The sequence below is a fragment of the Pseudomonas sp. PP3 genome, assembly GCF_905336995.1.
GTDB lineage: Bacteria > Pseudomonadota > Gammaproteobacteria > Pseudomonadales > Pseudomonadaceae > Aquipseudomonas > Aquipseudomonas reinekei.
Map to the genome: position 1 here is coordinate 5,190,045 of NZ_HG995459.1, position 12,399 is coordinate 5,202,443.

The following is a 12,399-nucleotide window of genomic DNA, read 5'->3' on the forward strand; positions in this document are numbered from 1 at the left end:
GTGACCTGTGGCCGCACGTCCGCGCCGCTATACATATGTAGTGCACATGAGGCGCGCGAACGGGCCATTCTCGATGTCCCGTTATCTCAAGGAACGAGAGCCCATGAACCCGAACGAAACACGTCCATTGCCCAACGCGGCGGACAAAACAGCCTTGAAGGCCATCGCCAAAACGGTCATCGAGACCTGTCCCAGCCTGCAAGACACGGCGCACGACGTCGCCAGCGACTTACTGAAAAAAGCCGGCATCACTGACCTTGATCCGGATCAGGTGTACTTCCACCGCTTCGACGCCTCGCAAAGCAGCTCGAAAGCATTCACCGGTTGGGAGCATGTCCATGCCACGCCGACATCGACCATGACCCTGACACAACTGGTGATCCACCGCTTTCGCGCCAGCGACCAGGACAACGCCGACCTGCTGGATGTGTATGCCGGCTTCTATACCGCCGGCCCGAACGCCGGGACCTTCAACGAAACCAACGAAGTACGCCTGCACGGCAACGAGGTGCTGAAGGAATTCTGGAGCATCGATTTCAGCACCCGCTATACCGATGAATTGACCGCATTCTGGAAAGAATCCAGCGACAACTTCCGCACGCTCGCCAAGTGCAATTTCCTGATCCAGGCAGTGAAGGCGCGAGATAAACAACAGTTGAGCGACGATGACTTCCAGTTCGTCACGAACGCCGTGACGGGCCCGATCACCTGGCCCGTCGACCTGCAGATGCTGCAAGCCAGGCATCCTTGCGCTGACAACGTTCGCACGCTGGACGTCGACGGATACCAAGCCACCAACATCCTGCGTTTTGTTGCGCCCAAAGGCCGTCAGATTATTTACGTGCCCGGTGAAACCGACGCCTTTCAGGTCCAGGAAACCGCGATAGACATGCACTACTGGATGTTGCAGCGGATGAATACGGAAGATGCGCGCCAAGCGTTCATGACGCATTTTTCCCTGGCCGATCGCCAGACCATCGCCGAAAACATCACCGATATCATGAACCGGCTGGTCAGCACCTGGGGCAAGTACGACCATCACCTGATCAATCAAAAAAACAAGGCTGTCAGCGGCGATGCGCTCAGCTGGTTGAGCGACTCGACCAAAGCGGCGATGTTCGCCGAAGCCGAACTCTCGCTGACGTCCAATGGTGATCTGCGCAAAAAACTCTGGATCGGCTACCTCAGCGCCGGCCTCAAAGTCTTCGGCCCGATGGCGGTCATCGGCTGGCCGATTGCGCTGCCGGTCGTCGGGGCCAGCATCGCCAACCTGGGCTTGAACATCGATCAGGCGGTCAATGCAAACACCGCCCAGGAGCGTAAGGCGGGTGTCATCGGCGCAGTGTTCGCCAGTATTGATTTGCTGTTCAACCTGGCCGTTCTGAAGGGACCTGGCTCACTGGAAGAAGTCGGCCCCGGGATCGATGCCGCCGAGGCGGAAGAAATGGCTGAATACAGCCAGGCAACAAAACCGGGCGAGAGCAGCGAACCCACCAGTCAGTCGACTGTCGAGCCGTCCGACCCCTCCGAGCCAGTGGCAGGCTTGCCCGACAACACCGAGGCGGCCTCCTCCGCTCCGTTAATCCCGGACACCTTCAAGATCGACCTGCTGCTCGATGACGCAACACGGGTCCGTGAACCGGGTAAATTCCAGGGTATCCATCGACTCGCGGCCAATCCCTCGTCGGCCATCAAACTCAACGGCAGCGCCTATTACGTGCGCTTTGAAAACAGTCTCAATGGTCGTGGTCACTGGGCGATCATCGATCCGGCCCACCCCGAGGGGTTCTCCGGTTCGATTCCAGTACGTTTTTTGAAGGACGCAGAAGAATGGGAGGTGCTTCCCAAGCTGGGCCTGCGAGGCGGCTTGGTGGAACCCGCCGAGGCGGCAGGCGGTGCGAGCGGCGAACCCGACGTCGAGGAATGGGCGAGATCACCTGGCGTCAGTTCGCACACTATTGAAGACCCTCAAATGAGGGCATGGGCGCTCGGCGGGCCTGACGTGCGCAGTCCGTACAGACGGATTTTGTCGGTGGGCGGTATCGATGTCGGCAGCGTACTGGGGGGTCCCCTCGGCGATGAGGTTACTTACTTCAGCGATTTCGAGACGGCTCAAGAAGAACCCCGCCGAGAGCTGATCCGTTACGCAAAGGCGTATTACGAGCTTCATCCACCCACTGCACGCCTGCCGGTCACTTCTGCACCAGCCATTGCGACACCGAGCCAGTTGCTTGAAACGGCATTCGCGGAAAAACCCCGGTTGGTCATCGGCGAGAGCCAAGGCAGTATCGCCAGCAAACAGTTCCTGATCGATAACATGCCCGCCCTCGCCGAGCATCGCGTGCGAACCCTGTACGTGCAAGAGCTGCTGGCGAACGTCAATCAATCCGACCTGGACACCTTCGCGCGAACCGGCCAGATGCCCGTCGAACTGGAAAACTACCTGAAGAAACTCGACATCCAGGCCGGCAACGACCCGGCTGGCAGGTACAACCTGCTGGCGCTGGTGAAAGCCGCCAACGCCCACAAAATCCGGGTTCAAGCCCTCGACATGTCTATCACCTACAACATCAACAAAGGACCTTACGCCTGGGAGTCGAATTACCAGATGGCGAGGAACTACGTCGCCGGCGAGGTCATTCAACTCAATGAAGAGTTGAAACCACCGGCCAAATGGGTGGCCCTGGTCGGTAACGAAAACATGGCGACTTTCAGAGGTTACCGCGGCATCAGCGAACAGACCGACGCCCTGAGCATTCGTATCGATGACGTCGTACCGGGGCAGGCGCACCCCATCGCCGCCGATCCAGGGTTAGCGGTGGAGTACTCGGACTATCCCGACTCCCCTGTTTATGACGTGTCCGACGGCACTGATTTCAGCGCCGTCCACGACCTGATCAAGGGTGACTGGCGCCTTCAAATAGAAACGCCGTGGGCCTATAGAACACCACAAGAACTGAAAGCACTGTTGCCGGAACCGGGAATGTTCACCTTTCAGCGCTACAGAAGCAGCGTCCTGGTGGTTTACCGCAACGCCGAAAATCGAATGGCGGACAGCGCCATCAGGATAACGCCCGGCGGCAGGCTCAACCTGGATACCCCGCTGCGGCCTGCATACGAGTCCATGACGGTGAATGACCTCGATGAGCTGAAAGAGGCATTGATCGCCAAAGGCATGAAGGCCATGGGCTGGCCCGCCGAGGTGTCAGGAGAACTCGGTTCAGGCGTGTCAGACGCCTCACAGCGCATCGAAGTCCCAATCCAGTGGCAAGCCAATGAACTGCTTGATGGTCTGACACCGGTGAGTGAGCCCGGAAAATACCAGGGCATCTATCAACTCGATTCCAACCCCGCCACCGCGATCCTGCTCGATGACACGGCCTATTACGTGCGCTACGAAACCGACCCCAACGCAGGCGGCACCTGGGCCATTATCGATCCGGAAAATCCGGACGCGTTTTCAGGAACGCACCCGGTGCGTCTCAATGCGCAAGGCAAGTGGGAGCTGACACCCAGAGCCGGACTCAAGGGTGGCGGCAACCGCCATCCGGGATCGTCGCAAGTCCCTGCAGCCGCCTCGACCTCCGTTCCTGCCTCGGTTCAAACGCCACCGTCGGCCATCCTGCGACGCCCATCAACGCAATACGACGCGAGTGACCGATTCAGGATCAGAAAGCTGGCGCTGGACGAAAGAGAAACCCACATCAGACTCCTGCGCCAACCCGACGGTAGCGTTCGCGCCATGTCCACTTACGAACAATACGTCGCGGCCTCGCGCACCAAGTTGTCACTGGACGCCCGAATGTTCTTTTCCCGCCAAGGGCTCACCGCTTCATTGCCTGCGCGCCCCCAGCTCCCTGTCGTGACGCCATCGATCACCACCGCGGAACTGATCCCGAAGATCTTTGAAGCGGCTCCTGGCCTGGTCATCGGTGAAAGCCAGGATCGCATTGCCAGCATGCGGTTTTTGGTCGAGAACATGCCGATCCTGGCTCAACAGAAAGTCAAGACGATCTATTTCCATCGTCTGCTCAACGATTTCAACCAAGTCCAGCTCGATCAATTCTTCGAGTCGGGATCGATGCCCAGTGATCTCAATACGTATTTGCAGCAGCTGACCAGCGATCCAAGCGGGCGCTTCACACCACTTGAAGTGGTCAAGGCGGCTCAACAACACGGCATTCGGATACAGGCCACAGACTGCCTGGCCAGTTACCGTTTCCCCGGCTCGCCGCTGCCCGACATGCATGAACAAGCCATCAAAACCTACCTTACCCACACCATCATGCAGGCGGATAAAACGCTCAACGGAGCGGGAAAATGGGTGGTGCTGACGGATCAGGAAAATATCAATACCTTTCGCGGTATGGCTGGCATCAGCGAGATGCAGGGAGGGGTTGGATTGCGCATCGAAGAGGTTCTACCCGAAGATCCCCTGTTGATTGAAACGGATCGCGGGGTTGATGTGGGGCGCGGCTTTGCCACCGAGCACGAACCTGCGAGCGCAGATTTCGACACCCTGCACGCAGACCTTAGCTTGCAGATGCCAATGCCCTTGCTCGAAAGGACCCCGGAGGAGCTGAACCGGATGCTGTTCAGGCAAGGCATGTTTACTTTCGAGAAGTCAGACGGGAACTGGACGCTGATTCATCGCAGCAGAGCCGGTCAACTGACCAGAACGCTGATCGAACGCACGGCCGACGGCAACTACCAGATCAATCGCGCCGCCTGGACCCAAGTGCATCAGGTGCCTTATGCCAACATCGAAGAGATGTCCTGGGCGCTCAGCCGCATGGGCATGCACCTCGAAGGCCGCTTGCCGCAGTAACCCCGGTCCCTGAAACGCAAGAAGCCCCCGGTCTCACGATCGGGGGCTTCTTTTGTCGCTATCGTTTTGAGCCGGGATTCAGCGGCTCAATCACGATCACTCCCACTCAATGGTCGCCGGCGGCTTGCTCGACACGTCGTAGGTGACGCGGGAGATGCCTTCGATTTCATTGATGATGCGGCCGCTGACGGTTTCCAGCAGTTCGTAAGGCAGGTGTGCCCAACGCGCGGTCATGAAGTCGATGGTTTCCACGGCACGCAGGGCCACGACCCAGGCGTAACGACGGCCATCGCCTACAACGCCCACCGATTTCACCGGCTGGAACACCACGAAGGCCTGGCTGACTTTGTGGTACCAGTCGGCTTTGCGCAGTTCTTCGATGAAGATGTGGTCGGCGCGACGCAACAGGTCGGCGTATTCCTTCTTCACTTCACCGAGGATACGTACGCCCAGGCCCGGACCCGGGAACGGGTGACGGTAGACCATGTCGTACGGCAGGCCCAGTTCCAGGCCCAGACGACGGACTTCGTCCTTGAACAGCTCACGCAGCGGTTCAACCAGCTTGAGGTTCATTTCTTCCGGCAGGCCACCCACGTTGTGGTGCGACTTGATCACGTGGGCCTTGCCGCTTTTCGCGCCAGCCGACTCGATCACGTCCGGGTAGATGGTGCCCTGGGCCAGGTACTTGATGTTTTCCAGTTTGTTGGATTGGGCATCGAACACGTCGATGAAGGTACGGCCGATGATCTTGCGCTTCTTCTCCGGGTCGGACTCGCCGGCCAGGTTGTCGAGGAACTGATCCTCGGCGTTGGCGCGGATCACCTTGACGCCCATGTTCTCCGCGAACATGGCCATCACCTGCTCACCTTCGTGCAGGCGCAGCAGGCCGTTGTCGACGAACACGCACGTCAGCTGGTCGCCAATGGCTTTGTGCAGCAGCGCGGCAACCACGGACGAGTCCACGCCGCCGGACAAGCCGAGCAGGACGTTGTCGGTGCCAACCTGGGCGCGAACCTGGGCGATGGCGTCTTCAGCGATCTTCGACGGCGTCCACAGGGCTTCACACTCGCAGATGTCGAGGATGAAACGGGACAGGATGCGACCGCCCTGCTTGGTGTGGGTCACTTCCGGGTGGAACTGCACGCCGTAGTAGCGACGCTCGTCGCTGAACATACCGGCAATCGGGCAGCTCGGGGTGCTGGCCAGGATGTGGAAGTCTTCCGGCATCTTGGTGACCTTGTCACCGTGGCTCATCCATACGTCGAGGCCGAACAGGCCATCGGCGTCGATGTGGTCTTCGATGCCGTCCAGCAGGCGGCTCTTGCCGACCACGTCTACGCGGGCATAACCGAACTCACGCAGCTCGGAACCTTCAACCTTGCCACCCAGTTGCTCGGCCATGGTCTGCATGCCGTAGCAGATACCGAAGACCGGCACGCCCAAGTCAAACACGGCTTGCGGGCAGCGAGGGCTGTTGGCTTCGTGGACCGACTCTGGGCCGCCAGCGAGGATGACGCCTTTAGGAGCGAATTCGCGGATCGCATCTTCGTCCATGTCGAATGGATGCAGTTCGCAGTACACACCGATTTCACGCACGCGGCGGGCGATCAGTTGGGTGTACTGGGAACCGAAGTCGAGGATCAGGATGCGGTGAGCGTGAATATCGAGGGCCATGATTCAGTCTCGTCTAAGTCATTCAGAAACAGTCGTGATTCAGAAACAACTCGGGGCTGAATAAAACAGCCCCGGTCGTTAACTTTTTGCTTGAAGGCTCAACCTACGCGGTAGTTTGGCGCTTCTTTGGTGATCTGCACGTCGTGAACGTGGGACTCGGCCATGCCAGCGCCGGTGATCCGCACGAACTCAGGCTTGGTGCGCATTTCTTCGATGTCGGCACTGCCGGTGTAACCCATCGAGGAACGCAGGCCGCCCATCAACTGGTGGATGATCGCGCTCAGGGTGCCCTTGTACGGCACACGCCCTTCGATCCCTTCAGGTACAAGCTTCTCGGCGCCTGCCGAGGAGTCCTGGAAGTAACGGTCGGAGGAGCCCTGGGCCTGGGACATGGCGCCCAACGAACCCATGCCGCGATAAGCCTTGTACGAACGGCCCTGGAACAGTTCGATCTCGCCCGGCGCTTCTTCGGTACCGGCGAACATCGAGCCCATCATCACGCAGGAAGCACCGGCTACGATGGCCTTGGACAGGTCACCGGAGAAACGGATGCCGCCATCGGCAATCAACGGTACGCCAGTGCCTTCAAGGGCAGCGGCAACGTTGGCGATGGCACTGATTTGCGGGACGCCGACACCGGCGACGATACGGGTGGTGCAGATCGAGCCTGGGCCGATACCGACCTTGACGGCGTCAGCGCCGGCTTCGGCCAAGGCCTTGGCGGCAGCGCCGGTGGCGATGTTGCCGCCGATGACCTGCACGTCAGGGAAATTCTGTTTGACCCAGCGAACGCGGTCGATCACGCCTTTGGAGTGACCGTGAGCGGTGTCGACCACCACCACGTCAACACCAGCGTTGACCAGGGCTGCCACGCGATCACCGGTGTCTTTACCGGTACCGACTGCAGCGCCAACGCGCAGACGACCTTGATCGTCCTTGCTGGCCAGCGGGTAAGCCTTGGCTTTTTCGATGTCGTTGACGGTCATCATGCCTTTGAGGGCGAATTTGTCATCGACGATCAGCACGCGCTCGATGCGGTGCTTGTGCAGCAGTTCACGCACGTCGTTCTTGTCGGCGCCTTCCTTGACCGTGACCAGACGCTCTTTAGGCGTCATCACTTCACGGACAGTGGCTTCCAGACGGTTCTCGAAACGCACGTCACGGGAAGTGACAATGCCGACCAGGTCGCCATTGTGCAGCACCGGGACGCCGGAGATGTTGTGCATGCGGGTCAATTCGAACAGCTCACGCACGGTAGCGTCGGCGTCGATGGTGATCGGGTCCTTGACCACACCGGCTTCGTAACGCTTGACCTTGCGCACTTCGGCAGCTTGCTGCTCGATGGTCATGTTCTTGTGGATGATGCCGATACCACCTTCCTGGGCCATGGCAATTGCCAGACGGGCTTCAGTGACGGTGTCCATGGCGGCAGAAACCAATGGAATATTCAGTTCGATGCCACGGGTAAGGCGGGTCTTGAGACTGACTTCGTTAGGAAGCACCTCGGAATAACCGGGCACTAGGAGAATGTCGTCGAATGTCAGAGCTTCTTGGCTGATACGCAGCATCGCGGGGGCTCCCGAGCGGGAAAATGGAAGCGCGCCATTATAGTCAGACACCCCTTCGGGTTCAATGTAAAACTCTGTCTATTATCGGCATTGCGGATGTACGGGAATAATTGCCACCTACAACTCGACTTTGACCCAACTCACTGGCTGATCCAGCCAATCGGCGAATTCGTCGAGAAAGCTCTGTTTGAACCCGGCTTCAGCCCAATTGTTGAAGATGAAACCCAGGTTGGAAAACCCGCATTCCTGCAAAAAGAGAAAGCCGTTGATGTCGTCTTCGTGCCCGCATTCCGGGCAGATGAAGTTATCGGTGCGCCCCGGCATCCAGTCTTCGAGGCTTTCGAACAGCGCTTCGCCAATTTCCTTGCGGCACTCGGCGCAGCCCGCTTCTTCAAGGAAGCCCTTGGCCGGCGTATAGATGCAACGCTTGGTGACGATCTCCAGGCCGTTGACCGGCTCGCCAAACGGCAAGGCTTCGGGGTGCAAGACCACTGCCCGGGCGCCGTCGCCAATGGCATGCGCCATGCGATTGCCGGTGCGGCCGCAGGTGGTCAGTTCTTCCTTGACGATGTTCTTGCGCACCAGCCAACGCACAATCGCCCGTGCCCGGGGCTCGTGCACCGGCAATGTGGAGATTTTCGGGACGATGATGCTTTGCGAATTCATGGGATACAGGCCTGAAGCTTTAATGAAGGGACTTGAATACCCACAAATTATGGGTCGACCCAGACATGATGCCTGGCACCGACCTTGTAGGAGCTGGCTTGCCAGCGATGGCGTCAGCACTTCAAACAGTGATGTCGACTGAACCACCGCTATCGCGGGCAAGCCCGCTCCTACAGAAGAGGGCCGACCAGTCCGAGAGGTTTTTACAGCTCCACGACCACCGCCTGCGAAGCGCGGGTCGCCTTGGCGCGGGCGGCTTCGATCGACTCGTCGCGCGCCAGGGCCACACCCATGCGGCGCTGGCCGTTGACTTCAGGCTTGCCGAACAGACGCAGCGCGGTATCCGGCTCGCTCAGCGCGGCGCCCAGATTGGCGAAAGCGGTCTGGGTCGACTGCCCTTCCACCAGAATCACCGCCGACGCCGAAGGCCCGAACTGACGGATCAACGGGATCGGCAGGCCCAGAATCGCGCGGGCATGCAGGGCGAACTGCGACAGGTCCTGAGAAATCAGGGTCACCAGGCCGGTGTCGTGCGGGCGCGGCGACACTTCGCTGAACCACACCTGATCACCCTTGATGAACAGCTCGACGCCAAACAGACCACGGCCGCCCAACGCTTCAGTCACCGCCTTGGCGACACGCTCGGATTCAGCCAGGGCAATCGGGCTCATGGCTTGTGGCTGCCAGGATTCCTGGTAGTCGCCCTTCTCCTGACGATGGCCGACCGGCGCACAGAAGGTGGTGCCGCCGACGTGACGCACGGTCAACAGGGTGATTTCGTAGTCGAAATCGATGAAGCCTTCGATGATCACGCGGCCTTTACCGGCACGGCCGCCTTCTTGCGCGTAGTCCCAGGCTGTTTTGACGTCATCAGCGCTGCGCAACAGGCTCTGGCCCTTGCCCGACGAGCTCATCACCGGCTTGACCACACACGGGAAACCGAGGTCTTCGACAGCCTTGCTGTAATCCTCGAACGTGTCGGCGAAGTGGTACGGCGAGGTTGGCAGGTCCAGCTCTTCGGCGGCCAGGCGACGGATGCCTTCGCGGTTCATGGTCAACTGCGCGGCGCGCGCGGTCGGGATTACGGTGAAACCTTCGGACTCCAGCTCGACCAGGGTCGCGGTGGCGATAGCTTCGATTTCCGGCACGATGAAATGCGGCTTCTCGGCTTCGATCACGGCACGCAGGGCGGCGCCATCCAGCATGTTGATCACGTGGCTGCGGTGCGCTACCTGCATGGCCGGCGCGTTGGCGTAGCGGTCCACGGCAATCACTTCAACGCCCAGGCGTTGCAGCTCGATCACCACTTCCTTGCCCAATTCGCCACAGCCACACATTAATACGCGGGTCGCGGTCGGCGACAACGGAGTTCCGATACGGGTCATCTGAAGGTCCTCAAAGGAGCGGATCATCGAGGATACGGCGCAATACGCGCGATCCATGGGGAGAAAGCGCGGCATTTTACATGAACCGCAGGGTTTGGCTTCAGCTGACGACAGCCTGTTTGCGCAGGCGCCAGGCCATGATCAGCCACACGGCGGTCACACCGGCGAACTTCGAGCCCAGCGCGGTGAGGATCACACCGGGCGTCAGCGCATCGATCATGCCGAAAAAGATAAAGGTATCGAGGGGAATGCTCAGCGCCGAACTTATCCACAGGCGGTCGTGCAACGGGCGCTTGGTGATACTGAACACCAGCCAGTCGATGCACTCCGACACCGCGAACGCCGTGGCGCTGGCCAGGGCGATGGACGGATCGGACGTGATATAGGACAGCACCAGCGCCGCCAGCATCGCCGCGATGGCGCCGTGACCGAAACGGGTTTGCACCATGTCGCGCAGGATGAACACCAGGCCACCCCAGGCCGACCAGATGATGTCCAGGTGCGGGGCGGTGGAAAAGGCGAAGTTGATCAGCACGACGCTGCTGATATAGGCGATCAGGAAGAGCATGGGGCGTGGGAACACCTGTCAATTTTGCGCACAGATTACTTCATCTTCGGATACAAATAACCTGTGGCGAGGGAGCTTGCTCCCGCTGGAGCGCGAAGCGGTCCCAAAACCACAAGGCGGTGTGTGTCAGAGGAAATGGCATCGACCAGATCGGGGCTGCTTCGCAACCCAGCGGGAGCAAGCTCCCTCGCCACGAAAGCCCGCTCTATTCAGTTACTGGATTTGGTCGGCAACATCCAGATCAAACCACTGGCCTTCGCCCGTTCATGACACAACCCGAGCACCTTGCGGCGTTCCTCGTTGTCCATTCGGCTCCAACGGGTGATTTCTTCCACCGTACGCTGGCAACCGGTGCAAATATCATCGTCGTCCAGCGCACAGATGTTCACGCAGGGCGATGCCACTGGGCGTTCGGTCGCGGTCATTGTTCTTGCTCGGCCAAATCACGGGCATAACGCTGGGCGTTGTGCACGTAATGAGCGGCACTGGCCTCGAGCATTTTCTTCTGCTGTTCGGTCAGCTCGCGCACGACCTTGCCCGGCGAACCCATCACCAGCGAACCGTCGGGAATTTCCTTGCCTTCACCGATCAGCGAATTGGCGCCGATGATGCAGTTCTTGCCGATTTTCGCGCCGTTTAGAATCACCGCATTGATTCCGATCAGGCTGTAGTCGCCCACGGTGCAGCCGTGGAGCATGGCGTTGTGGCCGATGGTCACGCCGGTGCCGATGGTCAGCGGGTAGCCCATGTCGGTGTGCATCACAGTGCCGTCCTGGACGTTGCTGTTCTTGCCGATCAGGATCAATTCGTTGTCGCCACGCAATACGGCGTTGAACCAGACGTTGGCGCCCTCTTCCAGCTTGACCTTGCCCACCAGCACGGCATTGGGTGCCACCCAGCTCTGTGGGTGGGTTTCGACACGGGCGTCGCCCAGGCGGTATTTCATTGTGGTTTTCCTCAGGGCTCAGGCAGCCAGGTTTGCGGCCATTCGAACGATGGCTTCAGGTATTGATGAAGCTTTTGGGGGGCTGATGCAGGCTGATTTTCGCGTCATAGAGCAGATTGATCAACTCGACGACCATGATCGCCGTCAAACCCCAGATCTTGTACTCGCCGTAGCGGTAACTCGGCACGTACCAGCTGCGGCCCTGGTAATCGATGCGATGGGTGTGTTCGCGCGGGTCTTTGCGGAAGAATTCCAGCGGTACGCTGAACACCGCGGCGATTTCGGCATCGTTGGCGCGGTACTCGACGAAATCCGGAATCACCCCCACATAAGGCGTGACCTTGATGCCGTGCAGGGAGATCAACGGGCTCAACGGACCGATCACCTCGACCAGACCCGGTGGCAGGCCGATCTCTTCTTCGGCTTCGCGCAGGGCGGTGAAAATCAGGTCCGGGTCTTCGGGGTCGCGACGGCCGCCGGGGAAGGCGACTTCACCGCCATGGGTCGAGAGGCCGCTGGCGCGCAGGGTCAGGACCAGTTCCGGTTCTTCGCTGCGGGTGATAGGCACCAGTACGGCGGCCTCGGGGAAACGTCGGTCAGTCTCCAGCGTGCGCGGTGTGTGATGACTTACCCGATGCAGTAGCTCGTCCAGCATGAGTGTTCTCGATCTGTGCCTTACGCTGCATCATGCACCAATCGCTGCGGTCGCCCAACCCCCCGGACAGCGGTGTGTCGCGAAACGACAACTTGCCGACAGACACCGC

9 protein-coding genes are annotated in these 12,399 nt (G+C 59.7%); 1 reads left to right on the forward strand and 8 read right to left on the reverse strand.

Annotated features, from left to right (window positions below; genetic code table 11):
- Positions 1 to 7 precede the first annotated feature (7 nt).
- Positions 8 to 4,828: a membrane-targeted effector domain-containing toxin gene (locus KHO07_RS23585; protein ID WP_348532533.1), complete on the forward strand. Its 4,821-nt coding sequence runs from the start codon at positions 8 to 10 to the stop codon at positions 4,826 to 4,828.
- Between the two features lie 96 nt (positions 4,829 to 4,924).
- Here KHO07_RS23585 and guaA read toward each other — a convergent pair whose 3' ends face one another.
- The 8 genes from guaA to KHO07_RS23625 all read right to left on the reverse strand — a co-directional run bounded on the left by guaA (position 4,925) and on the right by KHO07_RS23625 (position 12,290).
- Positions 4,925 to 6,502: a glutamine-hydrolyzing GMP synthase gene (gene guaA / locus KHO07_RS23590; protein ID WP_150732008.1), complete on the reverse strand. Its 1,578-nt coding sequence runs from the start codon at positions 6,500 to 6,502 to the stop codon at positions 4,925 to 4,927.
- Positions 6,503 to 6,600: 98 nt separating this feature from the next.
- The gene (gene guaB / locus KHO07_RS23595; protein WP_150732007.1) at positions 6,601 to 8,070 is read right to left on the reverse strand and encodes an IMP dehydrogenase; all 1,470 of its coding nucleotides are present in this window, start codon (positions 8,068 to 8,070) and stop codon (positions 6,601 to 6,603) included.
- Between the two features lie 117 nt (positions 8,071 to 8,187).
- Positions 8,188 to 8,736 (reverse strand): sugar ABC transporter ATPase, encoded by a 549-nt coding sequence (locus tag KHO07_RS23600; RefSeq protein ID WP_150732006.1) that lies wholly within the window; start codon positions 8,734 to 8,736, stop codon positions 8,188 to 8,190.
- A 203-nt stretch (positions 8,737 to 8,939) separates the two neighbouring features.
- A complete protein-coding gene (gene purT / locus KHO07_RS23605; RefSeq protein ID WP_212625686.1) occupies positions 8,940 to 10,121 on the reverse strand; it encodes a formate-dependent phosphoribosylglycinamide formyltransferase in 1,182 nt (393 codons plus the stop codon).
- A 100-nt stretch (positions 10,122 to 10,221) separates the two neighbouring features.
- A complete protein-coding gene (locus KHO07_RS23610) occupies positions 10,222 to 10,689 on the reverse strand; it encodes a VUT family protein (protein ID WP_150732004.1) in 468 nt (155 codons plus the stop codon).
- 209 nt (positions 10,690 to 10,898) lie between these two features.
- Positions 10,899 to 11,114, reverse strand: coding sequence for a DUF1289 domain-containing protein (locus tag KHO07_RS23615; RefSeq protein ID WP_212625687.1), 216 nt, complete (start codon positions 11,112 to 11,114; stop codon positions 10,899 to 10,901).
- On the reverse strand, positions 11,111 to 11,635 hold the full coding sequence (locus KHO07_RS23620) for a gamma carbonic anhydrase family protein (protein ID WP_212625688.1): 525 nt from the start codon (positions 11,633 to 11,635) through the stop codon (positions 11,111 to 11,113). The genes KHO07_RS23615 and KHO07_RS23620 overlap by 4 nt, the downstream gene beginning before the upstream one ends.
- A gap of 55 nt (positions 11,636 to 11,690) precedes the next feature.
- Entirely contained in the window at positions 11,691 to 12,290 is a 600-nt protein-coding gene (locus tag KHO07_RS23625; protein WP_150732002.1) for a CoA pyrophosphatase, read from the reverse strand.
- Positions 12,291 to 12,399 lie beyond the last annotated feature (109 nt).

What these genes read in the sequence shown, in the direction of transcription:
- guaA (WP_150732008.1), bottom strand. Translation starts at nt 6,502, where the DNA reads ATGGCCCTCGATATTCACGCTCACCGCATCCTGATCCTCGACTTCGGT.
- guaB (WP_150732007.1), bottom strand. Translation starts at nt 8,070, where the DNA reads ATGCTGCGTATCAGCCAAGAAGCTCTGACATTCGACGACATTCTCCTA.
- KHO07_RS23600 (WP_150732006.1), bottom strand. Translation starts at nt 8,736, where the DNA reads ATGAATTCGCAAAGCATCATCGTCCCGAAAATCTCCACATTGCCGGTG.
- purT (WP_212625686.1), bottom strand. Translation starts at nt 10,121, where the DNA reads ATGACCCGTATCGGAACTCCGTTGTCGCCGACCGCGACCCGCGTATTA.
- KHO07_RS23610 (WP_150732004.1), bottom strand. Translation starts at nt 10,689, where the DNA reads ATGCTCTTCCTGATCGCCTATATCAGCAGCGTCGTGCTGATCAACTTC.
- KHO07_RS23615 (WP_212625687.1), bottom strand. Translation starts at nt 11,114, where the DNA reads ATGACCGCGACCGAACGCCCAGTGGCATCGCCCTGCGTGAACATCTGT.
- KHO07_RS23620 (WP_212625688.1), bottom strand. Translation starts at nt 11,635, where the DNA reads ATGAAATACCGCCTGGGCGACGCCCGTGTCGAAACCCACCCACAGAGC.
- KHO07_RS23625 (WP_150732002.1), bottom strand. Translation starts at nt 12,290, where the DNA reads ATGCTGGACGAGCTACTGCATCGGGTAAGTCATCACACACCGCGCACG.